This window comes from Bradyrhizobium liaoningense (assembly GCF_018130825.1).
In the GTDB taxonomy this organism is placed as follows: Bacteria; Pseudomonadota; Alphaproteobacteria; order Rhizobiales; family Xanthobacteraceae; genus Bradyrhizobium; species Bradyrhizobium liaoningense_B.
The window spans coordinates 636,355-661,603 of sequence record NZ_JAFCJS010000002.1; the positions used below are offsets into that span (position 1 = coordinate 636,355).

The 25,249-nt window shown below is 65.0% G+C and carries 28 protein-coding genes and 1 other RNA gene; 10 read left to right on the forward strand and 19 right to left on the reverse strand.

Annotated elements, in window-relative coordinates; all coding sequences use genetic code 11:
* Positions 1–44 precede the first annotated feature (44 nt).
* The 5 genes from JQ603_RS11390 to miaA all read right to left on the reverse strand — a co-directional run bounded on the left by JQ603_RS11390 (position 45) and on the right by miaA (position 5,332).
* Positions 45–740 carry a class I SAM-dependent methyltransferase gene (locus JQ603_RS11390; RefSeq protein WP_212339530.1) on the reverse strand — a complete coding sequence of 232 codons (696 nt, stop codon included), beginning with the start codon at positions 738–740 and terminating at the stop codon, positions 45–47.
* Between the two features lie 3 nt (positions 741–743).
* On the reverse strand, positions 744–1,286 hold the full coding sequence (gene ilvN / locus JQ603_RS11395; protein WP_018640841.1) for an acetolactate synthase small subunit: 543 nt from the start codon (positions 1,284–1,286) through the stop codon (positions 744–746).
* A 23-nt stretch (positions 1,287–1,309) separates the two neighbouring features.
* Entirely contained in the window at positions 1,310–2,281 is a 972-nt protein-coding gene (locus tag JQ603_RS11400; RefSeq protein ID WP_212339532.1) for a threonine dehydratase, read from the reverse strand.
* A gap of 4 nt (positions 2,282–2,285) precedes the next feature.
* Positions 2,286–4,061 (reverse strand): acetolactate synthase 3 large subunit, encoded by a 1,776-nt coding sequence (locus JQ603_RS11405; RefSeq protein WP_212339534.1) that lies wholly within the window; start codon positions 4,059–4,061, stop codon positions 2,286–2,288.
* Between the two features lie 329 nt (positions 4,062–4,390).
* Complete coding sequence (gene miaA, locus JQ603_RS11410) at positions 4,391–5,332, reverse strand: tRNA (adenosine(37)-N6)-dimethylallyltransferase MiaA (protein WP_212339536.1); 942 nt, start codon at positions 5,330–5,332, stop codon at positions 4,391–4,393.
* An 11-nt stretch (positions 5,333–5,343) separates the two neighbouring features.
* Here miaA and serB point away from each other — a divergent pair, with 11 nt between their 5' ends.
* Complete coding sequence (serB, locus tag JQ603_RS11415) at positions 5,344–6,249, forward strand: phosphoserine phosphatase SerB (RefSeq protein ID WP_212339538.1); 906 nt, start codon at positions 5,344–5,346, stop codon at positions 6,247–6,249.
* A 162-nt stretch (positions 6,250–6,411) separates the two neighbouring features.
* Here the strand turns inward: serB and JQ603_RS11420 are convergent, their stop codons facing one another.
* The 12 genes from JQ603_RS11420 to JQ603_RS11475 form a co-directional block, all read right to left on the reverse strand.
* On the reverse strand, positions 6,412–7,920 hold the full coding sequence (locus tag JQ603_RS11420; protein WP_212339540.1) for a Do family serine endopeptidase: 1,509 nt from the start codon (positions 7,918–7,920) through the stop codon (positions 6,412–6,414).
* 144 nt (positions 7,921–8,064) lie between these two features.
* Entirely contained in the window at positions 8,065–8,271 is a 207-nt protein-coding gene (locus tag JQ603_RS11425; RefSeq protein WP_212339542.1) for a DUF2065 domain-containing protein, read from the reverse strand.
* 70 nt (positions 8,272–8,341) lie between these two features.
* Positions 8,342–9,238, reverse strand: coding sequence for a protease modulator HflC (gene hflC / locus JQ603_RS11430; protein ID WP_212339545.1), 897 nt, complete (start codon positions 9,236–9,238; stop codon positions 8,342–8,344).
* Positions 9,235–10,377, reverse strand: a complete 1,143-nt coding sequence (gene hflK / locus JQ603_RS11435; RefSeq protein WP_212339547.1) for an FtsH protease activity modulator HflK — start codon at positions 10,375–10,377, stop codon at positions 9,235–9,237. Before hflK ends, hflC begins: the two co-directional genes overlap by 4 nt.
* A 153-nt stretch (positions 10,378–10,530) precedes the next feature.
* On the reverse strand, positions 10,531–11,043 hold the full coding sequence (locus tag JQ603_RS11440; protein WP_212339549.1) for a dihydrofolate reductase: 513 nt from the start codon (positions 11,041–11,043) through the stop codon (positions 10,531–10,533).
* Complete coding sequence (locus JQ603_RS11445; protein WP_212339551.1) at positions 11,043–11,528, reverse strand: GNAT family N-acetyltransferase; 486 nt, start codon at positions 11,526–11,528, stop codon at positions 11,043–11,045. The genes JQ603_RS11440 and JQ603_RS11445 overlap by 1 nt, the downstream gene beginning before the upstream one ends.
* Positions 11,529–12,323 (reverse strand): thymidylate synthase, encoded by a 795-nt coding sequence (locus tag JQ603_RS11450; RefSeq protein WP_014493053.1) that lies wholly within the window; start codon positions 12,321–12,323, stop codon positions 11,529–11,531.
* A 171-nt stretch (positions 12,324–12,494) separates the two neighbouring features.
* Positions 12,495–13,478, reverse strand: a complete 984-nt coding sequence (locus JQ603_RS11455) for a tripartite tricarboxylate transporter substrate binding protein BugD (protein WP_212339553.1) — start codon at positions 13,476–13,478, stop codon at positions 12,495–12,497.
* Positions 13,479–13,601: 123 nt separating this feature from the next.
* On the reverse strand, positions 13,602–15,116 hold the full coding sequence (locus JQ603_RS11460; RefSeq protein ID WP_232954462.1) for a tripartite tricarboxylate transporter permease: 1,515 nt from the start codon (positions 15,114–15,116) through the stop codon (positions 13,602–13,604).
* Between the two features lie 7 nt (positions 15,117–15,123).
* On the reverse strand, positions 15,124–15,885 hold the full coding sequence (locus tag JQ603_RS11465; protein WP_212339557.1) for a tripartite tricarboxylate transporter TctB family protein: 762 nt from the start codon (positions 15,883–15,885) through the stop codon (positions 15,124–15,126).
* A gap of 96 nt (positions 15,886–15,981) precedes the next feature.
* Positions 15,982–16,512: a chromate transporter gene (locus tag JQ603_RS11470; RefSeq protein WP_212339559.1), complete on the reverse strand. Its 531-nt coding sequence runs from the start codon at positions 16,510–16,512 to the stop codon at positions 15,982–15,984.
* Positions 16,509–17,114 (reverse strand): chromate transporter, encoded by a 606-nt coding sequence (locus tag JQ603_RS11475; RefSeq protein ID WP_212339561.1) that lies wholly within the window; start codon positions 17,112–17,114, stop codon positions 16,509–16,511. The genes JQ603_RS11470 and JQ603_RS11475 overlap by 4 nt, the downstream gene beginning before the upstream one ends.
* Before the next feature lie 95 nt (positions 17,115–17,209).
* Here JQ603_RS11475 and ssrA point away from each other — a divergent pair.
* The 7 genes from ssrA to feoB all read left to right on the forward strand — a co-directional run bounded on the left by ssrA (position 17,210) and on the right by feoB (position 22,743).
* Positions 17,210–17,577: a transfer-messenger RNA gene (gene ssrA / locus JQ603_RS11480) on the forward strand.
* A 114-nt stretch (positions 17,578–17,691) separates the two neighbouring features.
* Entirely contained in the window at positions 17,692–18,210 is a 519-nt protein-coding gene (locus JQ603_RS11485; RefSeq protein ID WP_212339563.1) for an SspB family protein, read from the forward strand.
* A gap of 88 nt (positions 18,211–18,298) precedes the next feature.
* The gene (gene fumC / locus JQ603_RS11490; protein ID WP_212339567.1) at positions 18,299–19,732 is read left to right on the forward strand and encodes a class II fumarate hydratase; all 1,434 of its coding nucleotides are present in this window, start codon (positions 18,299–18,301) and stop codon (positions 19,730–19,732) included.
* Between the two features lie 272 nt (positions 19,733–20,004).
* Positions 20,005–20,193 carry a DUF4169 family protein gene (locus JQ603_RS11495; protein WP_212339568.1) on the forward strand — a complete coding sequence of 63 codons (189 nt, stop codon included), beginning with the start codon at positions 20,005–20,007 and terminating at the stop codon, positions 20,191–20,193.
* Positions 20,190–20,441, forward strand: coding sequence for a ribbon-helix-helix domain-containing protein (locus tag JQ603_RS11500; RefSeq protein ID WP_011089261.1), 252 nt, complete (start codon positions 20,190–20,192; stop codon positions 20,439–20,441). Before JQ603_RS11495 ends, JQ603_RS11500 begins: the two co-directional genes overlap by 4 nt.
* A 117-nt stretch (positions 20,442–20,558) precedes the next feature.
* Positions 20,559–20,834: a FeoA family protein gene (locus JQ603_RS11505; RefSeq protein WP_212339569.1), complete on the forward strand. Its 276-nt coding sequence runs from the start codon at positions 20,559–20,561 to the stop codon at positions 20,832–20,834.
* Positions 20,835–20,871: 37 nt separating this feature from the next.
* Positions 20,872–22,743 (forward strand): ferrous iron transporter B, encoded by a 1,872-nt coding sequence (gene feoB, locus JQ603_RS11510; RefSeq protein WP_212339570.1) that lies wholly within the window; start codon positions 20,872–20,874, stop codon positions 22,741–22,743.
* A gap of 253 nt (positions 22,744–22,996) precedes the next feature.
* Here the strand turns inward: feoB and JQ603_RS11515 are convergent, their stop codons facing one another.
* The gene (locus JQ603_RS11515) at positions 22,997–23,377 is read right to left on the reverse strand and encodes a winged helix-turn-helix transcriptional regulator (protein WP_212339572.1); all 381 of its coding nucleotides are present in this window, start codon (positions 23,375–23,377) and stop codon (positions 22,997–22,999) included.
* Between the two features lie 154 nt (positions 23,378–23,531).
* On the opposite strand from JQ603_RS11515, the gene JQ603_RS11520 reads away from it, so the two are divergent.
* Both JQ603_RS11520 and JQ603_RS11525 read left to right on the forward strand, forming a co-directional pair.
* Positions 23,532–23,921, forward strand: coding sequence for a DoxX family protein (locus tag JQ603_RS11520; RefSeq protein ID WP_212339573.1), 390 nt, complete (start codon positions 23,532–23,534; stop codon positions 23,919–23,921).
* A 127-nt stretch (positions 23,922–24,048) separates the two neighbouring features.
* A complete protein-coding gene (locus JQ603_RS11525; protein WP_212339574.1) occupies positions 24,049–24,339 on the forward strand; it encodes a hypothetical protein in 291 nt (96 codons plus the stop codon).
* A 93-nt stretch (positions 24,340–24,432) separates the two neighbouring features.
* Here the strand turns inward: JQ603_RS11525 and JQ603_RS11530 are convergent, their stop codons facing one another.
* Positions 24,433–25,194, reverse strand: coding sequence for an outer membrane protein (locus JQ603_RS11530; RefSeq protein WP_212339575.1), 762 nt, complete (start codon positions 25,192–25,194; stop codon positions 24,433–24,435).
* Positions 25,195–25,249: the final 55 nt, after the last annotated feature.

A 25,249-nucleotide genomic window follows, 5' to 3' on the forward strand; every position in this document is an offset into this window, starting at 1 on the left:
TTTCCGGTTCTGCTTTGTCGTGCAGCCCTGTTTGTTGTTCTTGTCTAGCCTTGCTCGCCGGCTTTCGGTTTCCGCAGCAGATAGGTGCCGTGCATCGGTGCGTGGTAGTCGGCCGAGACCAGCGTGAAGCCGACATCGGTCAGCATCCGCTCCATCACCCAGCCGAAGGTGGAGTATTCGTCGCGCATATGCGTCACCACTCCCTCGCGCGAGAAATCGTGGTTCTTGATCTGGAAGTCGGCCCATTGCTCGACGTCGCGCTCGACCGCGTCTGGCATCGACGCATAGACAATGTCGCGCAAGTAGAAGCTCGCACCCGGCTTCAGCGCGCGATAGATCCGCGACATCGCCACCACCTTCCAGAAATCCGGCAAATGGTGCAGCGTGAATTCGCTGACGATGAGATCATAGGATTCCGGCCGATAGGCGAAGCTGAGCAGGCCAGCGGACTGGGTACGCACCGGCGCCTTGCGGTCGCGTGCGTAGATCTCGGCGAGCGCCAGCATCGCCGGCGAGATGTCGATGGCGTCGACCTCGGCGCCCATCAGCGCCGCTTCGGTGGCGAGCACGCCGTTGCCGCAGCCGATGTCGGCGATGCGCCAGCCGCGCTGGACCCCGAGCATTTTCAGCGCGGCGCGCGCCCGCAGATCGGCATCGTCATGGTTGTCGTAGATCGACGCCACCGCGGGCTCGATCCCCATCCGGTTCCGCTCGTTGTAGTACCAGTCGCGCGCCAGCATGGCTCACATCCCTTCAGGCCCGCGACCGATCGCGGCAACACCCGTGCGCGACACCTCGACAAGGCCGAGCGGGCGCATCAGATCGATATATTGATTGATCTTGTCCGTATTGCCTGTGATCTCGAACACAAAGCTCTCGGTGGTGGCGTCGATCACGCGGGCGCGGAACGCGTCCGCCAGCCTGAGCGCCTCGACCCGATGCTCGCCTTGCCCGCGCACCTTCACCATCGCCAGCTCGCGCTCGATCGAACGCTTGGTCTGGGTCATGTCGACGACCTGGTAGACCGGGATCATGCGGTCGAGCTGGTTCTTGATCTGCGCGATCACCATTGGCGTGCCCGTGGTGACAATGGTGATGCGCGACAGATGCTTCTGGGCCTCGGTCTCCGAGACCGTGAGGCTCTCGATGTTGTAGCCGCGCCCCGAGAACAGGCCGATGACGCGCGCCAGCACACCCGGCTCGTTCTGCACGAGCACCGCGAGCGTGTGCGTCTCGTTGGGATCGTGGCGGTCCTCGATGAAGTAGGCGGATGCGGGCTGGTTCATTGTCGTCCCCTCTTGTCTCTCCATCACGCCATTGCTGGCGCGTCCGTTCCGACCCAACGGTGGAACAGATCGAAATCGATGTTGCCTCCGGACAGCACGAGACCGACGCGCTTGCCCTTCAGCTTGCTCTTCTCTTGCAATGCCGCGGCGAGCGCAGCTGCGCCCGCGCCTTCGGCCAGATTGTGCGTATCGGTCCAGTAGGCGCGGATCGCGGCGGCGACCTCGTCGTCGGTGACCTCTACGATGCGCGAGGCGCCCTTGCGGATCAGCGCGAACGCATCCGCGTCCGGAATGCGCGTCGCCATGCCGTCGGCGCGCGTGTTGCTGGTCTCGGTCGTCACGATCTTGCCGGCCGCGAACGACAGCGCATAGGACGGCGCCTCCGTCGACTGCACGCCGACGATCTCGGTCTTCAGGCCCAGAAGGTCACGCGCCATGATGCAGCCGCAGATGCCGGAGCCCTGCCCGATCGGCACATAGAGGACGTCGAGGTCGGGCGCGGATCTGAACAGCTCCAGTGCGTAGGTCGCGACACCCAGCACGAGGTCCGGATGGAATGACGGCACCATATGGAGCCCGGCGAACTGCGCGCGGCGCTCGGCTTCCTCACGCGCAGCCTGGAAGTCCTCGCCATGTTCGACCAGGTCGGCACCAAAGGCCTTCATCGCGCGGTTCTTCTCGACCGAGTTGCCGCGCGGCACATAGATCACGGCCGGCACGCCGTGGCGCGCCGCGGCAAAGGCCAGGCTCTGACCGTGGTTGCCGCGCGTCGCCGAGATGATGCCGGGCGTGGTCGGCCGCTCGCGCTTCAGCCGTTCGAGATAGACGAGGCCGCCGCGCACCTTGAAGGCGCCGATCGGTGTGTGGTTCTCGTGCTTGACCACGACCTCGGTGCCGAGGCGAGCGGCGAGCAGCGGCCAGGCATGCGCCGGCGTTGCCGGCACCGCCTGCCCCACGATCGCATGTGCGCGCTCGAGCTCCCTCAGGTCGAACATGGCCTCACACCAGCGCCTTGCCGGCGGCGAACGCCTTGGCGGTTGCTTCGTCGTTGGCCTGCTCCGGCAGCAGCATCTCGTTATGCGCCTTGCCGGATGGGATCATCGGGAAGCAGTTCTCGAGCGCGGCGACGCGGCAGTCGAACAGCACCGGGCGCTTGACCGAGATCATCTCCTGGATCGCGCCATCGAGATCGCCCGGCTTGTGCACCTGGAGGCCGACGGCGCCATAGGCTTCCGCCAGCTTCACGAAATCCGGCAGCGCCTCGGAGTAGGAATGCGACAGCCGGTTGCCATGCAGCAGCTGCTGCCACTGGCGCACCATGCCCATGTACTGGTTGTTGAGGATGAAGATCTTGATCGGCAGCTCGTACTGAACCGCCGTCGACATCTCCTGCATCGTCATCTGCACCGAGGCATCGCCCGCGATGTCGATGACGAGGCTGTCCGGGTGCGCCACCTGCACGCCGACCGCGGCCGGCAGGCCGTAGCCCATGGTGCCGAGACCACCCGACGTCATCCAGCGATGCGGCTCCTCGAAGCCGTAGAACTGCGCCGCCCACATCTGATGTTGGCCGACCTCGGTCGTGATGTAGGTGTCCTTGCCGCGCGTCGCCTCGAACAGGCTCTGGATCGCGTGCTGCGGCAGGATCACGTCGTTGCTCTTCTTGTAGAACAGCGAGTTGCGCGCGCGCCACTGCGCGATCTGCTGCCACCACGACTTGACGTCGGGCTTCTTCGCCTCCGCCTTGAACACCTGGAGGATGTCGCCGAGGATGTTGCCGCAGTCGCCGATGATCGGCACGTCGACGCGGATGTTCTTGTTGATCGAGGACGGATCGATGTCGATGTGGATCTTCTTCGAGCCCGGCGAGAACGCATCGACGCGGCCGGTGATGCGGTCGTCGAAGCGCGCGCCGACGCACAGCATGACGTCGCAATCATGCATCGTCATGTTGGCCTCGTAGGTGCCGTGCATGCCGAGCATGCCGAGCCAGTTTTTGCCCGAGGCCGGATAGGCGCCGAGGCCCATCAGCGTCGAGGTGATCGGAAAGCCAGTGACCTCGACCAGCTCGCGCAGCAGCTTGGTTGCCTCGGGGCCGGAATTGATCACGCCGCCGCCGCTGTAGATCACGGGACGCTTGGCGTTCGCGAGCAGCGCCACGGCTTTGCGGATCTGCGTCGCATCGCCCTTCACGCGCGGCGCGTAGGAGCGGTGCACGTCGGACTTGCGCGGCGGATGATAGGTGCCGGTCGCGAACTGCACGTCCTTGGGCACGTCGACCAGCACCGGGCCCGGACGGCCCGAGGTCGCGACATAGAAGGCCTCGTGCAGCACCTTGGCGAGATCGTTGACGTCGCGCACCAGCCAGTTGTGCTTGGTGCAGGGCCGCGTGATGCCGACGGTGTCGCATTCCTGGAAGGCGTCGTTGCCGATCAGATGCGTCGGCACCTGGCCGGAGATGCAGACCAGCGGGATCGAGTCCATCAGAGCGTCGGTCAGCGGCGTCACCATGTTGGTGGCACCGGGACCGGAGGTCACCAGCGCAACACCCGGCTTGCCGGTCGAGCGCGCATAGCCCTCGGCGGCGTGGCCCGCGCCTTGCTCGTGGCGGACCAGAATGTGCTGGACCTCGCTCTGCTGGAAGATCTCGTCGTAGATCGGAAGCACCGCGCCGCCGGGATAGCCGAAAATGTCGGTCACGCCATGATCGATGAGCGCGCGGACGATCATCGCGGCGCCGGTCATCTGGTTCGGATCGTGGCTCTTGTCGCTCATTGGCTTGCTCCGGATGCGCTGTTGTCAGCGGCTTCGTTCGTGTCGGGTTCGGGAAATAAAAAAGGCCCCGAAGAGGGCCCATGCACACCGCCTGTCTTGTGGATGGCAGCTAGCCATCCCCGGCGGTGTGCCTGGGTACGACGGCGATAAGGAGTTTGGTAATAATGTTACGCATGGCAGGCGCCCGGCTTCCCAAAGGTTGCGCGAAACATAGCGGCCAAAGCCCGGATGTCAAGGCAATGCGGCCGTTCCCGCGCGATTTTGGCAGTGTAGCGGTGTTCCCCGGGTTCGGCGAGAGGTAAAATTCGGGAACCCGGCACAAATGCGCGTCAGCCCGGGTCCCGCTCCGCGCTCACGGCCGCCGCGAGCCATCCCCTCGCCTCCTCCGGCTTCACCCACTCGAATTCCGGCAATTGATGCCGGAACCAGGTGAACTGGCGCTTGGCGTAGTGGCGGGTGTCGGCGCGGCCGATCGTAGCGGCCTCGTCCAGGCTGAGCTCCCCGCGCAGATGCCGGATCAGGGCCGGCACGCCGTGGGCCTTCATTGCCGGCAGCAGCGGATCAAGACCGCGGGCAGCGAGCCGCTCGATCTCTCTCAAGGCGCCGGCACCCAGCATGGCATCGAAGCGGGCGTCGATGCGGGCATAGAGATCGTCGCGCGCGGGGGCGAGGAATACCGCGCGAAAACTGTCCCTGGGCAGCAACGGCGGCTGGCCCTCGTGGTGCCAATCCAGCAGCGAACGACCGGTCGCTTCGACCACTTCGAGCGCGCGCGCGATGCGGGTGCGGTCGTGCAGGTTCAATCGCCCGGCCGCGCGCGGATCGCGGGCAGCGAGTTCCGCATGCAGCGCCTCGACGCCGTTCCGCTCCAGCCGCGCCCGCACGTCCTCGCGCAGCTCGGCGGGGACAGGCGGCACCACGGAAAGGCCCGCCGTCAGCGCCTTGAAATAGAGCCCCGTGCCGCCGATGAAGATCGGCAGCCGGCCTTCGGCGCGCGCCTCCTCGAGCGCCTTTGCAGCATCCACGACCCAGGCGCCGGCGGAGAAATTCACGGCGGCATCGACATGGCCGTAGAGACGGTGCGGCGCTCGCGCCTCCTCGCCATGTGTGGGGCGCGCCGTGATGATGCGGAGGTCGCGATAGACCTGCATGGAATCGGCGTTAATGACCGTGCCGCCGGCGCTGAGCGCAAGCTCGAGCGCCAGCGCCGACTTGCCGCTGGCGGTCGGGCCTGCGATAAGCACGGCCTTGCTCGAATGCCTCTCGCTCACGAAAACCTCAAATGTCCCTCGTCGCCACGCTGATCTGCAACCCTGACAACCCCGCGCTCGACTCTACCATCGTCGACGGCGCCCGCGCCGTGCTGCCGAAGGCAGCTCCCGCGCACTGGCTGTTCGACGGGGTTGCGGTCGACATCCCCTTCGGTGCCGACAGTAACCTCGAAGGCGACCGTCACGCCATCGAGCAGCGGCTCCGCGAGCTTCGCGGCGACCTGCCGATCGACATCGTCGTGCAGCCTGCCGGCTTCCGGCGCAAGAAGCTTTTTCTCGCCGACATGGATTCCACCATGATCGGCCAGGAATGCATCGACGAGCTCGCCGATCTGGTCGGGATGAAGGCCCATGTCGCCGCGATCACCGAACGCGCGATGCGCGGCGAGATCGAGTTCGAGCCGGCGCTGCGCGAGCGCGTCGCGCTGCTGAAGGGCCTCCCCGCCAGCGTCGTCGACGAGGTGCTGGACAAGCGCATCACGCTGACGCCGGGCGGCCGCGCGCTGGTCGCGACCATGCGCGCGCACGGCGCCTATACCTGCCTCGTCTCCGGCGGTTTCACGCTGTTCACGAGCGCCGTCGCCGCCAGGATCGGCTTCCAGGAGAACCGCGCCAACGAATTGATCGTGCGCGACGGCAAGTTCACCGGCGAGGTGAAGGAGCCGATCTTGGGCCGCGCCGCCAAGCTGGCCACGCTGGTGGATCTGATGGAATCGTTCGATCTCGACGACGTCGACTCGGTCGTGGTCGGCGACGGCGCCAATGATCTCGCGATGATCCAGGCCGCGGGGCTAGGCGTGGCCTATCACGCCAAGCCGGCTGTGGCCGCCGCGGCAGCTGCGCGGATCGACCACGGCGATCTTACCGCGCTGCTCTATGCGCAGGGGTATCGGCGCGACGAGTTCGTGGAGGGGTAGCCTCTTTCGTCGTCAGCACTTGCTGCGCGCTCCGCAGCCGTAGGGTGGGCAAAGGCGCGCTTGCGCCGTGCCCACCACTCGTTGAGACGGCAGAAAGATGGTGAGCACGCTTCGCCTTGCCCACCCTACGAGACCGTGCCGCGGTGCGAGACTCTGCCGCGACTACTGCACGCTCAGCGCAACAAACCGCAGCTCGCCGTCGGCATTCGAGACCAGCAGCAGCACCGACTTCTTGCCGTCCTTCTTGAGCTGGTCGACGCGCTTCTGGATGTCGGCTCCGCTGGAGACGGCTTCCTGCGCGACCTCGACGATGACGTCGCCGGCCGAGAGGCGCTTTTCGGCGGCATCCGAATTGGCGTCGACATTGGTGACGACCACGCCCTTGACGCTGTCCTTGATCTTGTAGCGCGCGCGCAGATCCTTGTTCAGCGCAGCGAGATCGAGACCGAGCGCCTTCTGCGTCACCGGCTTCTCGGGCGCCGGCTCGTCGGTCTTCACCGCGGCCTGCACCTTCTCCGGATCCTGCAGGCGGCCGAGCGTGACCTTCTTGGTCTCTTCCTGGCCCTTGCGGATGATGACGACATCGACCTCCTTGCCGACCGCGGTGTCGGCGACGACGCGGGACAGGTCCTTCGGGTCCTTGACGTCCTTGCCGTCGAACTTGACGACGACGTCGCCGGGCTCGATGCCGGCCGGCTTGGCCGGGCCCTTGTCATCGACGCCGGCAACCAGCGCGCCGCGCGGCGGCTTGATGTTGAGGCTCTCGGCAATCTCGTCGGTGACGCTCTGGATGCGCACGCCCAGCCAGCCGCGACGCAGCTCGCCGAACTGGCGGAGCTGGTCAACGACGCCCGCGACCGTCTTCGACGGCACGGCGAAGCCGATGCCGATCGAGCCGCCGGAGGGCGAGATGATCAGGGTGTTGACGCCGATGACATCGCCTTCGAGGTTGAACAGCGGGCCGCCGGAATTGCCGCGGTTGATGGCGGCGTCGGTCTGGATGTAGCTGTCATAGGGACCGGAAGAGATGTCGCGGTTCTTGGCCGAGACGATGCCGGCGGTCACCGTTCCCCCCAGGCTGAACGGGTTGCCGATCGCGACCACCCAGTCGCCGAGGCGCAGCTTGTCGCTGTCGCCGAACTTCACCGCGACCAGCGGCTTGGTCGGCTTGAACTTCAGCACCGCGAGGTCGGTCTTCTTGTCGACGCCGACCAGCTCCGCCTTGATCTTGGTGCCGTCGTTGAGGATGACGTTGATCTCGTCGGCGTCCGCGATGACGTGGTTGTTGGTGACGACGACACCCGCCGTGTCGATGATGAAGCCGCTTCCGAGCGAGTTGGTCTTGCGCGGCGGGCCGCTGCCGCTGTCGCCGCCCTTGCTGCCGCCACCGGGGCCCCTGCGGTTCTTGAAGAAGTCGTCGAAGAACTCCTCGAAGGGTGAGCCGGGTGGCAGTTGCGGCATGGTGTTGGCGCCGCCCTTGGCCTCGACCGTCTGCGAGGTCGAGATGTTGACGACCGCGTCGATCACCTTCTCGGCGACGTCGGCGATGCCCTCCGGTCCGCGCGCCTGAGCCGGGTTGCCGAGCGCACCGAAAGCACTGATGGCGAGCGCCGCCAGCCCAATGCGCACAGCATGGCGCAAGCGGGTCGGGGCAATGGTGGCAGCGGTCATGGTGATCTCCAGAGAAAATAGGATTCGGCGCCAGACTGCGCTCGAACGGGGGCGCGGCGCAAGCACGGACCTTAACGGGCCTCAAGACCCGGATAATATGGCGAAAACCGGCCTTGCGCCTTCACTTTGGCGTTGGCTCTGCGGTTAAACCGGACGCCGCATCACCCAGATCAGGATCAGGCCGACGACGGCCGAACCGATCCCGACCGCTCGCAGGATGTGGTCGGGAGTGGCCATCGCACTCTTCATGGCCTTGCGCATCCAGTTTGGACTTGCCGCAAACATCAAGCCTTCCAGCACGAACAGGATGCCCAAGCCGATGAGGAAGTCGGCGAACGCAATGGACCTCATCGGATTGGAACCTCCCGTGGTGCTGTTCTTGTCTGGACGAAGGGCGGCAGAACCGCCGCCCCTGTCTAGCTTAAGGCTTCGCCGGCGTCTCGGCCGCCCTCTTGCCGGTCGGGTTACCGAAATACCGGAAGAAATCCGACTCCGGCCGCAGCAGGAAGCGGGTGTCGTTCGCACGCAGCCCGTTCTCGTATGCCGTCATCGACCGGTAGAAGTAGAAGAAGTCGGCATCCTTGCTGTAGGCCTCGGCGAACAGGCGGTTGCGCTCGGCATCGCCCGCGCCGCGGGTCTGCTCGGCCTGCGAATTGGCTTCCGCGATGATCACGGTCGCCTCGCGGTCGGCCTTGGAGCGGATCTCCTGCGCCTTCTGGCCGCCCTGCGCGCGGAACTCAGCCGCCTCGCGCTCGCGCTCGGTCTTCATGCGCAGATAGACCGCCTGGCTGTTCTGCTCCGGCAGGTCTGCGCGCCGGATACGGACGTCGACCACCTGGATGCCGTAACCGTCGGCCTCGCGATCGAGCTGGTCGCGGATGCGCAGCATCAGCTTCTCGCGGTCGTCGCGCACCACGTTGATGAAGGTGACCTCGCCGAGCACGCGGCGCAGCGCCGCGTTCAGGAGCGTGGTGAGCTGGATGTTGGCGGCCTGGATCGAGCCGACGCTCTGATAGAAGCGCAGCGCGTCCTTGATGCGGTAACGCGCGAAGGCGTCGACCACGAGCCGCTTCTGGTCGGACGCGATCGCTTCCTGCGACGGGTTCTCCAGATCGAGGATCCGCTTGTCGATGTTGATCACCGAATTCCACGGCGCCTTGAAATGCAGGCCGGGAGCGGTGACGACGTCGACGGGCTTGCCGAACTGCAGCACGATGGTCTGTTCGGTCTGTTGCACCGTGAACAGCGACATGTAGCCGACGATCACGACGAGCAGGAGGCCGAGCAGCGTGACGATACCTGTGACCGGAGACCTCATCGGCTGCCTCCGCTCGAGGTCTGACCGGTGGTAGGCGGCCGCTTGGTCGTCAATTCGTTGAGCGGCAGGAAGGGCACGACACCCTGGCCCGAGGGACCGCCGTCATAGACGAGCTTGTCGGCACCGCCGAGCACGCGCTCCATCGTCTCGAGATAGATCCGTTCACGCGTCACGTCGGGCGCCTTCTTGTATTCCTCGTAAACTTTCAGGAAGCGCGCGCTCTGGCCCTTGGCCTCGGCGATCGCCTGCTCCCTGTAGCCTTCGGCGGCCTGCTGGATCTGCGCCGCACGACCGCGGGCCTGCGGCACCACCTGGTTGGCGTAGGTCTGCGCTTCGTTCTGCAACTGCTCGAGATTGGCGCGCGCCGCCTGCACGTCGCGGAACGCGTCGATCACCTGCGCGGGCGGGTCGACCTTCTGCATCTGCACCTGGGTGACGAGAATGCCGGCGCCATAGCTGTCGAGGGTCCTCTGGATCAGCTCCTGCACGCCCTGCTCAATCGTGTTGCGGGCGCCGGTCAGGATCGGCTGGATCTGCGAGCGGCCGATCACCTCGCGCATCGCGCTCTCGGCGACTGCCTTCACGGTGCCTTCGGGGTTCTGAATGTTGAACAGGAAGTCGCCGACGCCGCCGGCATCGGGCTTGATGCGCCACAGCACGGTGAAGTCGACATCGACGATGTTCTCGTCACCGGTGAGCATCAGGCTCTCTTCCGGCACGTCACGGATGGAGCGGCCGCGCCGCGCCGGATCGTCGATCAGGGTCATGCCGATGGAGGTGGTGTTGACGCGCAGCGCCTTCGGCAGCAGCACGGTCTCGATCGGATAGGGCAGATGATAATTCAGGCCGGGATCCACGGTGCGGACATGCTTGCCGAACCGCAGCACGACACCGCGCTCTTCGGACTGCACGCGGAAGAAGCCCGACAGCAGCCAGAATGCGATGATGAGCAGGATGATCAGCGTGATGCCGACGCCGGAGAAATAGCCGCCCGGCATGATCTGCTGAAGGCGGTCCTGGCCGCGCCGCAGAAGGTCTTCCAGATCCGGCGGTCTCGGCCCGACCGGTTGCGGGCCTGAGCCCCACGGTCCCTTCGGACCCGAGCCCCATGGGCCACCGCCCTGATTCTTCCACGGCATTCGACGCTCTCCTCGGCAGGGTGGAATTGCCCCCGCCCGCTTTGTCCGGTCCGGCTTTATAGGGGACAGGCAGGTCCCTTACAACGCAGCCTTGGCTGCCTTTCGAGCTATGCTCGGGCACGAAAAAGTCAATGTAAACATTGGGGAATGCGGTTAATGGGGCGGCCGCCGACGATATGTCACATAGGAGAAGTCGGCGCTGTCGTCCGGCCCGGCAGGATGACGGATGCGCGCCACCTCATCCCACTCTGCCTTGTCGATGTCGAAATGCGTATCGCCCTCGGGTCGCGCATGCACTTCGGTGATTTCGAGGCGATCGGCGCGATCGAGCCATTGCCGAAAGATCTCGGCGCCGCCGATCACCGCGACCTCAGTGACCGAACGCCGCAGGGCATCGCCACGCGCAACCGCGTCCGCGTCCGCCGCCGATGTCGTGACGATGGCGCCCGCGGCGCGATAGTCCGCATCGCGCGTGATGACGATATTGGTGCGGCCCGGCAGGGGACGGCGGGGCAGGGATTCGAAGGTCCTGCGCCCCATGATCACGGGCTTGCCGATCGTCAGCGCCTTGAAGCGCGCCATGTCCGATTTCAATCGCCACGGGATCGCGTTGCCGGCGCCGATGACGCCGTTCTCCGCGATCGCGACGACAAAGACGATCTCCATCAGGACGTGCTCCCGGCGAGCTGCCTCAGCGCGGGACCGGTGACGCGGCACAGCGTCCAGTCGTCCATCATCACGGCGCCGAGCGATTTGTAGAATGCGATCGACGGCGAGTTCCAGTCGAGCACCGCCCATTGCAGGCGCGACCAGCCGTTCTCGACGCACTCCCTGGCGAGATAAACCAGCAGCGCTTTGCCGAGGCCCCTGCCCCGATGCGACGGCCGCACATAGAGGTCCTCGAGATAGATGCCGTGGCGGCCGCTGAATGTGGAGAAATTGGCGAACCAGACCGCAAAGCCGACCGGCTCGCCGTTCCACTCGGCGATCGCGCAATAGAGCTGCGGCCTCGCGCCGAACAGCGCCTGCGCGATGTCAGCCTCGGTCGCCTCGACCTCGTGCGAGAGCTTTTCGTATTCGGCGAGCTCGCGGATGAAGGCGAGAACGAGACCGGCCTCCCCCGGGCGCGCGCGGCGAATATTCAGTGACATCTAGACCGCGACTTCCGCCTTGATGTGCGGATGCGGATCGTAGCCGACGAGTTCGAAATCCTCGTAACGGAAGGAGAAGATGTCCTTCACATCGGGATTGATCCGCATCACCGGCAGCGCGCGCGGCGCGCGCGTGAGCTGCAGCCGCGCCTGCTCCAGATGGTTGGAGTAGAGATGGGTGTCGCCGAGCGAGTGCACGAAGTCGCCGGGCTTCAGGCCGGTGACCTGCGCGACCATCATGGTGAGCAGCGCATAGGATGCGATGTTGAAGGGCACACCGAGGAAGACGTCGGCCGAGCGCTGATAGAGCTGGCACGACAGCTTGCCGTTCGCGACATAGAACTGGAACAGCAGGTGGCAGGGCGGCAGCGCCATCTTCTCGACGTCGGCCGGATTCCAGGCAGTGACGATCAGCCGGCGGGAGTCCGGGGTGCGCTTGATCATGTCGATGACATTGGCGATCTGGTCGATGCTGCGCCCGTCAGCCGTGGGCCAGGACCGCCACTGATGGCCGTACACCGGGCCGAGATCACCATTGGCGTCGGCCCACTCGTCCCAGATGGTGACGCCGTTGTCGCGCAGATATTTGATGTTGGTGTCGCCCTTCAGGAACCACAGCAGCTCGTGCACGATGGCCTTCAGCGGCAGTCGCTTGGTGGTCAGCATCGGGAAGCCGGCCGACAGGTTGAAGCGCATCTGATGGCCGAACACCGACAGCGTGCCGGTGCCGGTCCGATCGGTCTTCTCGGCGCCGTCTGAAAGAATCCGCTCGAGCAGGTCCTGATATTGGTGCATGTACGACTGAGCCTTTGGGAAGGCGGCGAACTTAACGGCCGCCCCCGCGCTGCGACAGCAGCGATTCGCTGCTCCCACAGATTATACCCGGAAAAGGTGAGCGTTCCCGCGGCAAACGACAAGGGGCGGAACTCGCGTCCCGCCCCTCGCCTATCGGCTTGAAAATACTGCTTAAGTTGCCGGCTTGAGCACCGGGGTCCACTTCGCGATCTCGTTCTTGACCAGAGCGGCCAAGGCCTCCGGCGTCCGGTCCTTGGGCGCCGGGATGACGCTGCCGAGCTCGAGCAGGCGCTTCTTCACGGTCTCGTCGTCGAGTGCCTTGAGGGCGGCCGCGTTCAGGCTTGCAATGATCGCGAGCGAAGTTCCCTTGGGCGCGAACATCGCGTTCCAGGCCTGGGCCTGGAACGCAGGCAGGCCCGCTTCCGTGGTGGTCGGCACGTTCGGCAGCGACGGATTGCGCTCCGGCGTTGCGATCGCATAGGCCTTGATGGTGCCGGCGTTGATCTGCGGCACGGCGTTGACGATCTGATCGCACATGTAGTCGACCTGCCCCCCTACCAACGCATTCATCGCGGGGCCGGTGCCGTTGAAGGGCACGCCGACCGGCTTGACGTCGAGGATGGAGTGCAAGAGCTCGCAAGAGACGTGCGAGACCGAGCCGACGCCGGCATGCGCCGCGTTCACCTTCTCGGCATTGGCCTTCACGTAAGCGACGAACTCCTTGAGGTCCTTCGGCGGAAAGTCCTTGCGCGCGAGGATCAGGATCGGCGTGCCCGCGAGCAGCGCGATCGGCTCGAAATCCTTCTCGGGATGATAGGCGAGCTTCGGATAGAGCGGCACGGACGCCGCATGCGTGCCCATATGCCCGGTGATGAGCGTATAGCCGTCATTGGCAGCCCGCGCCGCACGCGTGGTCGCGGTGGTGCCGCCGGCCCCGACCACGTTTTCGATGATGATGCTCTGGCCGAGCGTCTGCGCCATGTGCGCGGTGACGATGCGCGAGATGACATCGGTCGGGCCGCCCGCTGCGAACGGCACGATCATGGTGATGCTGCGCGTCGGATAGGTCTGCGCCTTCGCAGGTGCAACAAAGGCGCACAGTGAAGCGAGCGCGGCGGCACAGGCGCCCGTAGCAAGCGCGCGAATGGAAGTCATGTCGTTTCCCCGGGGCACAAACAAAAATGCCGGCCACAAGGGCCGGCATTTTCATGTCACGAAGGCATCACACACGTCGATTCGACTTCCGAATGCGGCGTGCCGACGCAGGGAACGGCGTCGTCAGTTCTCAGACTCGGTGAACACCTCGTCGCGCTTGGCACGCAGCGCAGGCAGCACCGTGAGCAGCAGAAGACCGAACGAGATCGCCAGCAGCACCGCCGACAACGGCCGCGTCAGGAACACGCTCCAGTCGCCGCGCGAGATCAGCAGCGCACGGCGCAGGTTCTCCTCCATCAGCGGTCCGAGCACCATACCGAGCAGCAGCGGCGCCGGCTCGAAATCGTGCTTGATCAGCCAATAGCCGACGAGCCCGAACACGCCGGCGAGGATGACGTCGACCGGCGCGTTGTTCACCGAGTAGATGCCGATCGCGCAAAAGATCACGATCGAGGGGAACATCAGCCGGTAAGGCACGCGCAGCAGGCGGACCCAGATTCCGACCAGCGGCAGGTTGATGATGATCAGCATCAGGTTGCCGATCCACATCGAGGCGATCATGCCCCAGACGAGATCCGGCTGCTTCTGCATCACCTGCGGACCCGGCACGATGCCATGGATGGTCATCGCGCCCACCATCAGCGCCATCACCGCGTTCGGCGGGATGCCGAGGGTGAGCAGCGGGATGAAGGAGGTCTGCGCCGCAGCGTTGTTGGCGCTTTCCGGCGCCGCCACGCCTTCGATCGCGCCACGGCCGAACCGCTTCGGATCCTTCGCGAGCTTCTTCTCGAGCGTATAGGCCGCAAACGAGGCGATCACCGCGCCGCCGCCCGGCAGAATGCCGAGGATCGAGCCGAGCACCGTGCCGCGCAGGATCGGCGGCGTCGAGTCGGCCAGATCCTTCCTGGTCGGCATCAGGCCGGTGATCTTCTGCTGCACGAGGTCGCGGTTCATCTCGGCGCCGGCGTCGAGATTGCGGATGATCTCGGCGAAGCCGAACACACCCATCGCCACCGTCGCAAAGCCGAGACCGTCGGCGAGCTCCGGAATATTGAAGGCCATGCGCGAGGCGCCGGTCTCGATGTCGGAGCCGACCATCGACAGCAGCAGGCCGAACACGATCATCGCGATCGCCTTCAGCACCGAGCCCTTGGCCAGCACCACCGCGAAGATCAGGCCGAGCACCATCAGCGAGAAATATTCGGCCGGGCCGAACGCCAGCGCGAGCTTTGTGAGCGGCGCGCCGAGGACGGCGATCAAGATAGTTGCGACGCAGCCGGCGAAGAAGGAGCCGATCGCCGCGATGGCCAGCGCCGGACCGGCGCGGCCCTGCTTGGCCATCTGGTGACCGTCGATGGCGGTGACGACCGATGTCGCCTCACCGGGAATATTGACCAGGATCGACGTGGTCGAGCCGCCATATTGCGCGCCGTAATAGATGCCGGCGAGCATGATCAGCGCGCCAACCGGCGGCAGACCAAAGGTGATCGGCAGCAGCATCGCGACCGTCGCGATGGTGCCGATACCAGGGAGAACACCGACCAGCGTGCCAACGAGGGCACCGATCAGGCACATCAGCAGATTGATGGGAGAGAGCGCGACGGCGAAGCCGTGAGCGAGGTTGGCAAAAATATCCATCACGCCCTCACTGGATCAGGAAACGCGGAAACATCGGCATCGGCAGCCCGAGCACGTAGGGGAACAGGATCGCGCAGCCGAGCGTCAGGCAGGCGCCGACGATGGCAGCCTCCAGCCAGCGCGTCTCATGCGACCCTGTCGCCGCGATCATGAAGCTCGCGAAGGCCGTGACCACGAGGCCGAGCGGCCGGATCGCCAACGCGAAGAACAGGATCGCGACCATCACGAACAACGGCCCGCGCCACGAATAATGCGCCATCGACGGCCCGTCGGCCAGAAGGCCGGTCAGGGCGATGCCGGCGGACAGCGCGACCAGAAGCCCGCCGAACATCCGCGGCGCGGTGCCCGCGCCGAAGGAGAAGCCGCGCATGCCCTGCAAATCGCTCGACGCCCACAGCGCGAACAAGGCGACCGCCATCAGAATGACGCCGCCGACATAGTCCTGCGCCGACCGGATGGTCATGAACAGCGTGACGATCGCCACCGCAAGGATCGGATAGGAATAGATCAGCGCCAGCAACACATCGGAGGACGCCTTCTTGGTCTCACCGCCGGCCGCTCCGATCAGGACCGCGGGAGCGCCGGCGACCAGCGCGGTGGCGTGGCTGATCAGGACGGTGGCCGGGCCACGTCCCGCGCCCCAGCCGAAGATGGTCCCGATCGACCAGATGAATTCGAAGATCTGCGGCGCTATCGCCAGCAGGCAGAAACCGATCACCACCTTGGTGTTTCGGGTGGCCGTCGCTGAGTGGCCCATCGTCTCGGCCATGCATGTCTCCTCCGCGACCCGTAAGTCACGAGCACTGTTGTTCTAAATCGGCTTGAAAGGGATCCCCTGGGCCGCAGCACTGCCTAGCGATTTTCATCACACAATGCCAGCAAAACCCAACAGGCCCCCGGCGAGCAGAAGCCAGAGGGGATTGATGCGCGAGACCGATGCGATCACCGCAACCATCGCGGTCAGAAGCACTGCAGCAATCGTCCGGTCGGTCGACTGGGCCAGGATCAGGGCACTCGCCGCCATCAATCCGATCGAGAGCGGAACCAGTGCAGCCTGGATCAGGGCCGGCCAGCGCGACTGGCTGGGCCGGTTGAGGAGACGGCTGACATAATAGGCAACCAGCGCGGTCGGCAGGCACATCGCCAGCGTGGCCGCGAGCGCACCGAGGATGCCGGCGACGGCGTAGCCGATTAACGTCACGATAAGCACGTTCGGACCTGGCGAGAGCTGCGCGATCGCATAGGCATCGGCGAACTGCTTGTCGGTCATCCAGTGATGCACGTCGACCGCGATGCGGTGCATCTCGGGCACCGCCGCGGCGGCGCCGCCGACCGCGAACAGCGACATCAGGCCGAAGGTCGAGATCAGCGCCCAGACCGGGTTCTCGGTGTTCACGCTGCTACTTTCCGCCGCAGGAGGAAGGTGGCGCCGATGCTCACGGGGATCGCGACCAGGAGCACGGCCTGAAGCGGCAGGCGAAGCACGCCGATGGCGAGGAAGACACCGAGCATCAGGATCAGCGCGACCGCCTCCATCCGCTTCAGGAGCGGCATCATCATGCGAAAGACCACCGCGATCAGGAGGCCGACTGCGGCGCAGGAGATGCCCGCGAGAATGCGACGCAGCACCTCGAGGTCGCCGAACCGGGCGTAGGCGATCGCGAGCACGGTCATGATCAGCGTCGGCGGCAGCAGCAGCCCGGCAAAAGCGGCGACACCTCCGGCGATCCCGCGTAGGCGCGCGCCAAAGACCATCGACAGATTGACTATGTTGGGGCCGGGCAGGAAATGGCAGAGCGCAAAAGTCTCGTTGAACTCGTCGGCCGTCATCCAGCGGTGCTGCTCGACGATCGCCCGCCGCGCAAACACCAGGACCCCGCCGAAACCCGCCAGCGACATCCGGGCGAAGGCCACAAACAGTCCGGTCAGGCTGGGCGGGGCGGCAAGCGAGGCTGGCTGGTCCGGCTCTTGGGCGGCCGGTACTGAATCGGTGGACATCTCAGGAGCTTAGAACGGGGGCCACGGCGCGGCCAAGATCGGACCTGCAGCGATCCGGAAGCTATCCAAAAGGAACAGCACATCGCTGCTCGAAACCTCTGTTTTTTGAAACCTTTGCCCCCTATATTGGAGGTGCCGGTTCGCCGGCTATGGAAATAAACGGTCGTCGTAATAAACCATTCGGACCCGGGGGCGGTACCCGGCGCCTCCACCAAAGCCCACCATCGGGCTAGCCTGGAAAGCGGGCTTTGGCGGGGGCGAAATAGGATCGACGAGGGCGTAAAGGGCGTGCTTTTTCCCGGTATTGTTCCGCCGTTATCGGGCTACTGCAATAGTTGCCAACGACAACTTTGCTCCGGTTGCTCAGGCTGCGTAACGCAGTTTGAAAGACCACTCTAAAGTCCTAGCGGGTTAAGCTCCGCTAGGCGGGGTTCGGAGGCACCTGGCAACAGAAGCCTCCACTTGCCTTCTATTTCCTCCCCGGCGGGGACTCCTGCTGACCCGTCAGGCGCGGTACTATTGCGGCTTGGCGAGTCGGGCCGGCAGGGCCCAACTCCTGGAATGCAACAGGACCACCATGGCGACCGATCATATCCGATACGATGTGCTGGCCCGCGACGCGCTGCGCGGCGTGCTGCGGAAGGTGCTGACCGATGCCGCGGTCCATGGCCTGCCGGGCGAGCACCATTTCTTCATCACCTTCGTATCGAAGGCCGAGGGCGTGAAGCTGTCGCCGCGGCTGCTGGCGCAATATCCGGAGGAGATGACCATCATCCTCCAGCACCAGTTCTGGGATCTGACCGTGCTCGAAGACCGCTTCGAGGTCGGCCTGTCCTTCGGCGGCATTCCGGAACGGCTGGTGGTGCCGTTCAGCGCCATCAAGAGCTTCCTCGATCCCTCCGTGAAATTCGGCCTCCAGTTCGACACGTCCGATGTCGCCGAGGTCGCGCCGGAGAATTTGCCGGCGGCCCCTGCCCCTTCGGCCGTCGCGGTGCCTGCCGCCGCCGCCGAGAAGGCGGAGACAGCGGAAGAGCCGACCCCGCCGAGCCAGGGCGGTGCCGAGGTCGTGCGGCTCGATCGTTTCCGCAAGAAATGATCTAGGTTGGGCGCGGAGCCATCGCGCCCGCTCAACTGCCTATATAGAAGAGCACATGAAGAGGCCGTGCGGCGTTTCGCGCGGCAAAATGGATGTGCTCATGGCCAAAGCTTCCCGCTCGAAGACCGCTCGCCCCGCAACCCGCACCGAGACCGACAGCTTCGGTCCCATCGAAGTGCCCGCCGATCGCTATTGGGGGGCGCAGACCGAGCGGTCGCGCCAGAATTTTCGCATCGGCACCGACCGCATGCCGATCTCGCTCGTGCATGCGCTCGGCATGGTCAAGCTCGCGGCCGCACAGTCCAATCTCGAACTCGGCCTGCTCGACCAGCGCCGCGCCAATGCCATCATCCGCGCCGCACGCGAGGTGATCGAGGGCAAGCTGGACGACCATTTCCCCCTCGTTGTGTGGCAGACCGGCTCGGGCACGCAGAGCAACATGAACCTCAACGAGGTGATCGCCAACCGCGCCAATGAGCTGCTCGGCGGCGAGCTCGGCGCCAAGAAGCCGGTGCATCCCAACGATCACGTCAACATGAGCCAGTCGTCGAACGACTCCTTCCCGACCGCGATGCACATCGCGGCCGCGAGCCGCATCAACGCCGATCTCGTCCCGGCCCTCGGCGAGCTGCTCCGAGCGCTGCGCAAGAAAGAAAAGGAGTTTTCGAAGATCGTGAAGATCGGCCGCACCCATACCCAGGATGCGACGCCGCTGACGCTCGGCCAGGAATTCTCCGGCTATGCCGCGCAGGTCGAAAGCGGCATCGCGCGGCTCAAGGTCGCGGTGAAGGATCTCTATCCGCTGGCGCAGGGCGGCACCGCGGTCGGCACCGGCCTCAACTCGAAGCCGCGCTTTGCGAAGCTGTTCGCAAAGCATGTCGCGGCGATTACGAAACTTCCCTTCACCAGCGCCGCCAACAAATTCGAGGCGCTGGCCTCGAACGATGCCTATGTGCTGGCGCACGGCGCCATCAATTCGGTCGCGACCGGCCTGTTCAAGATCGCCAACGACATCCGCCTGCTCGGATCGGGCCCGCGCTCGGGACTGGGCGAGCTGATCCTGCCGGAGAACGAGCCCGGCTCCTCGATCATGCCCGGCAAGGTCAATCCGACGCAGTGCGAGGCGATGACCATGGTGTGCTGCCAGGTGTTCGGCAATCACACCGCGATCACGGTCGCCGGCAGCCAGGGCCATTTCGAGCTCAACGTCTACAAGCCGGTGCTGGCCTACAACATGCTGCACTCGATCCGCCTGATGGCGGATGCCGCGCGCTCCTTCACCGGGCATTGCGTCAACGGCATCCAAGCCGACGAAAAGCGCATCAGGGAGCTGATGGAGCGCTCGCTGATGCTGGTGACGGCGCTGGCCCCGAAGATCGGCTACGACAACGCCGCCAAGGTGGCCAAGACCGCCCATGCCAACGGCACCACGCTGAAGGAGGAGGCGCTGCGGCTCGGTTTCGTCTCGGCCGATGAATTCGACCGCCTGGTGCGCCCGGAGAAGATGACCAGCCCGGGCTAGATTTCCAAATTCCGATAGTCATCCGTAATGATACGGACGCTGGGCGCTCAGAAATATGCAGTTTTGGGGGCGGGATTTGATTACCGTCAATGTTCCGGCGGGGCGGCGTGTTACGCAGCCCCACCGCCCGTGATGGGGCGAAATTCATCGTTTGATGGCCCGAAGGGCCGATTGACGAGGACAAGCGAATGAACATCAAGTCTTTTGGGGCGCAATGCCGCCCCCTGAACATTTCATCCTGCCTGCCGAGGATCGAATGATGGAGACGCGGCATGGGGAACGTCATCAACCTGAATCGTTTCAGGAAACGCGCCGAACGGGAAGCGTCGGCGAAACAGGCGGACGCCAACCGGGCGAAGTTCGGCCGCACCAAGGCGGAGCGGTCGGCGGAGGAGACGCGCGCGGACAAGGCGACGACGCATCTGGACCAGCATCGGATCGATCGCGAGGAGCAGCCATGAAGTCGCCCGTCGTGAAACGGTCGATCGTCGTCGCCGGCCACAAGACCAGCGTCAGCCTGGAAGAGGCGTTCTGGAACGGCATGAAGGAGATCTCGGGTCTGCGTAACATGACGCTGTCCGAGCTCGTCGGCGAGATCGACGGCAACCGCCAGCAGGGCAATCTGTCCTCGGCGATCCGCCTGTTCGTGCTCGACTACTTCAAGAGCCGGGCCATGGCCGTCCAGCCGGACAAGGTCCCGGCGCAATAGCCGCGGGGGCCTGTTTTCCGACGCGACCCGGGCGCCTGCACTTTAAAATCACTCTAAGGTGCAGTTTCGGCCGCTGCGCGCGCTTGACCTCAATGCCCTGCGTTGAAAATACAGGGCATGACCGACCATGATGATACGCGCCCGCTTATGCCGCTGGGTCTGGCCCTGCGCGGCTATACCGGCGTCATTCAGCACCTTTCCACCAAGGATACGGGCTCGGCGCTTTCGGACATCGAGCTCGAGAGCCGCCTGATCGAGCTCGGCTTCGTCGAGGGGGCCCGGGTCGAGGTCCTGCACGAGGGGCTGGTGGGGCGCGACCCGATCGCGGTCAGGGTCGACAGCATCACGATCGCGGTCCGCCGGCGCGAAGCCATGGCCATCATCGTCGCCTGAACAGCGACCGGATAACTGCCCCCAGGCCTTTGATCCCATGGAAGCACCCCTGCTGCATCTCGCCCTGGTCGGCACGCCCAACAGCGGCAAGACCTCGCTGTTCAATGCCCTGACCGGCAGCCGGCAGAAGGTCGCGAACTATCCGGGCGTCACCGTCGAGCGCAAGGAAGGCTTCTTCGTCACCCCGCTCGGCCGCCAGGTCTCCGTGGTCGACCTGCCCGGCACCTATTCGCTGCGCGGCCGCAGCCCGGACGAGGAGATCACCCGCGACTTCGTGCTCGGCAAGGCCTCCGGCGAGACCGTGCCCGATCTCGTGCTGTGCGTCGCCGATTCCACCAATCTGCGCCTGACCATCCGCCTGCTGCTGGAGCTGAAGCGCACCGGGCGGCCGATGATCCTCGTTCTGAACATGTTCGACATCGCCACCCGCCGTGGCATCACTGTCGATGTCGAGCGGCTCGCCAAGGAGCTCGGCGTGCCCGTGGTGACCTCGATCGCGGTGCGCAAGGGCGGCACGGCCGACCTGCTGGCGCTGACCGACGAGATTTCCGCAAAGCTCGCTGCCGAGCCGCAGGAGAACAGCTGGCGCGCGCTCGGCGTCTCCGAGCTGCGCGCCACCCAGCGCGAGGCCGACCGCATCATCGCCGATTGCGTCAGCCTGCCTGCCAGGCCCGACACCTGGACCGCGCGGATCGACGCCGTCGTGCTGCATCCCGTCGGCGGCCTGATCGTGCTGGCGCTGATCCTGTTCGTGATGTTCCAGGCGGTGTTCGCCTGGGCGCAGCCGGCGATGGACCTGCTCAAGTCAGGCTTCGACGCGCTCGGCGAGCTCGTGAAAGCCAGCCTGCCCGACGGCCTGCTCCAGAGCTTCCTTCAGGACGGCGTGATCTCCGGCGTCGGCAGCGTCATCGTGTTCCTGCCGCAGATCATCCTCATCTTCCTGTTCATCCTGCTGCTGGAAGATTTCGGGTACATGGCGCGCGCCGCGTTCCTGATGGACCGCATCATGGGCGGCGCCGGCCTGCACGGCCGCGCCTTCATTCCGCTGCTGTCGAGCTTTGCCTGCGCCATTCCCGGCATCATGGCGACGCGCGTGATCGACAACAAGCGCGACCGGCTGACCACGATCCTGATCGCGCCGCTGATGACCTGCTCGGCGCGCATCCCGGTCTACACGCTGATCATCTCGGCCTTCATCCCTGCGAAGGACGTCTGGGGCTTCATCAACCTGCAAGGCCTCGTGATGTTCGGCCTCTACGCGGCCGGCATCGTCAGCGCGCTTGCCGTCTCGTTCGTGATCAAGTTCTTCATGATCCGCGACTACGCGCCGGCGCCGTTCATGCTGGAGCTGCCGGACTACAAGATGCCCAGGCTGAAATCGATCGCGATCGGCATCTACACCCGCGCCAAGATGTTTTTGCAGCGCGCCGGCACCACCATCTTCTCGATGATGGTGCTGATCTGGTTCCTGGCCTCGTTCCCGCAGCCGCCGGCGGGCAGCACCGAGCCTGCGATCGACTTCAGCCTCGCCGCCATCATCGGCAAGGCGCTCGAGCCGCTGCTCGCCCCTGTCGGATTCAAGTGGCAGATCGCGGTCGCGCTGATCCCGGGCATGGCCGCCCGCGAGGTCGCGGTCGCCGCGCTCGGCACCGTCTACGCGATCGAAGGCGGCAAGGAAGCGGCCGAGCAGATCGGCCAGGTGCTGGCGACGAAATGGTCGCTCGCAACCGCCCTGTCGATGCTGGCCTGGTACATCTTCGCTCCCCAATGCGCCTCGACGCTCGCCGTGATCCGGCGCGAGACCGGAAGCTGGGGATGGATGGCGGCAACCTTCTTCTACATGCTGGTGCTGGCCTATGCGGCGAGCCTCGTGACGTACAACGTCGCGGTGGCGCTGGGCGCGGGCTAGCCCCTCTCAAAACTCAAACTGCGAAAACAACCCCATGCACAGTAGGCGGGGGGTTGTGAAATCAACGGCTTACGGATGTGCCAGTCCGTAGCCCGGATGGAGCGCAGCGAAATCCGGGAATCTTGCCCAAAGCGCCACCGGACCCGGATTACGCTTACGCTCCATCCGGGCTACGGACCGCCCCGGTTGTGCCGTCGGGCAAAACACTGGCATGATGGCAACATCGACCTGCGTTCGCATCCGCGCGCACCAGTCAATTGCGCCTGGCCTTGCGGCCCCGCCCACTCGCTTTCGCCGGCACGCTCTTTCCATACTTCGTCCACCACGCCGTCAGGGCCTCCATGGTCGGGCCGAGCCCCCGCGCCTTTTCGGTGATCTCGTATTCGACCCTGAGCGGTACTTCCGCGAACACGGTGCGCAGCACCAGGCCGTCCGCCTCGAGCTCGCGCAGCTGCGCGGTCAGCATGTGCTGCGTGATGCCGGGGATCGCCTTGCGCAGCTCGCCGAAGCGGTAGACCCGCTGGTTGAGCAGCCACATGATCTCGAGCTTCCACTTGCCCGAGAGCAATGCGAAGGCACGCCGCATCTCCTCGTGCATGTTGAGCGCCTTATCGGCCATGGTCTGGTTTTCCATACTTAGCGCGGATTATTCATCCTACTTGCGCAATCCGGTCTTGCTTAGCATTTTCGATGCGTGATGCAGACGCACCGATGCAGGTTGCGCATCCACACGAAACCAACGCGACGAAGGAGAGGTTGCCGCGTTCAGCGGCGATCAACGAGACCTCATGGCTGCCATCTACACCTACTGGATCAGCACGGCGCTGCTGTGCCTGCTGTATCTGACCTCTGCCTACATGTACCTCACGAGGGGAGACTGGGTCCGGCAGGCGCTGGCCGAACTCGGCTATCCCGCCTATCTCGTGCCGGGCATGATCGTGGTGAAAGTGCTGGGCCCGGCGGCGATCCTGCTGCGCGCCAGCGTCGCGCTCAGCGATCTCGCCTATGCCGGCATCTTGTTTCACCTGCTGCTGGCGGGCCTTGCCTATCTCGGCGTCAGGAGGTCCGGCGGTGCAGTGCCCGCAATCGTGGGCCTCGTGCTGCTAGCCGCCTCGTTCGTCACCCAGAACGCCGCGCGGGAGATCCCCTCGCCTTACGCGCAAACAATGATGTTGTGATCTTGTCGCCCGGAGGAACCAACGGATCCCTGCGATCCATTCGGAATTGCGCTCCATTGATTTCGGTCAATGGCAGGGCTGATCGGCATGTCACGTTTTCTCGTCGTCCTGCAAAGGGAGAGAGCACATGACTGGACATGCCAAGCTGCTTGGACTGTTCGTAACCGCCGTGCTGTTCACGGCAACGCCCCTGTCGTTCCGCTACTCGCCGGTGGATGCGCTGACCGTGTCCGCTGACACGGCCGAAGCCCGCGTCGGGCGTCCCCTTACGCCCGGAAGCGTTGCCGGTGTCAATCGCAGGGTCCATCGGCGGGCCTATTACGGTGCGGCAGCGGCGGGAGCCGCAGCCTATGGCGCCTATGGGGCCTATGGCTATCGCCGGGCTTGTGGATATTACCCCTATCCGCCCTGCTATTGAGGGCACGCGATCGCATCCTCGCGTTTTTCTTGGCTCCCCATGAAAAAGGCCCCGGTCGATGCCGGGGCCTGAGTTCACTGGAGAGGCTTTGGTTCAATAGCGCGCCGTGACCGGCGCACCGTAGCCACCGAAGCGGTAGTTCACCCGAAGCGTGACCATGTCGATGTCCTGGCTGACTCCGCTGCCCGTGAGGATAGATCCATTGGGGGTGACCACGCCGGCTGCGAAGGTCCTGTTGTCACGCCCCATCCAGAGATGGTCGTACTCGATACCGAACGACCAGTTCGGCGTGAATCCATATTCCCAACCGACACCCAGGGCACCGCCCCAGCGCGTGTGACCTGCCGAGGCGAGGCCGACGCCGGTGACGTTGTTGAAGACGTCGAAGCGATTGCGCGTCACGGCGGCGCCGCCCTTCAGGTAGAACAGCGAGGCGTTCCAGGCCCAACCGACCTGGGCCGTGAAGAGTCCAATGGCATCTGTCTTGCCCGTGGTCGAGATCAACGGATCGATCAGGGTGACGCGCGTGTGCTTGATATCGGCCCAATCGCCCTGTGCTTCCAGGCCGAGCACAAACTGATTGGTCTGCCAGCGGTACCCGATCTGTCCGCCAACGAGGCCTCCGGAGCGATCGGCGCAACCACTTGCGAATGTCCCTGTGGGCGTCAGAAAATCCACGCAGCCATGGCTCTGCCCCCAGCCTCCATTGGCGCCGATGTAAAACCCGGTCCAGTTGTAGACCGCCACCACCGGCACCGGCGGTGGTGCCGCCTTGACGGCCATGTCGGCCGCCATGGCCGGAGCCGCCATACTCAGCGCCGCGAAGCCGATCGCCGCGATCGAAAGCTTATTCATCGTCTCATCCCCTTTGCTCAAATCTCGTTCGTTAGAAACAAGCCCTTATGTAGGC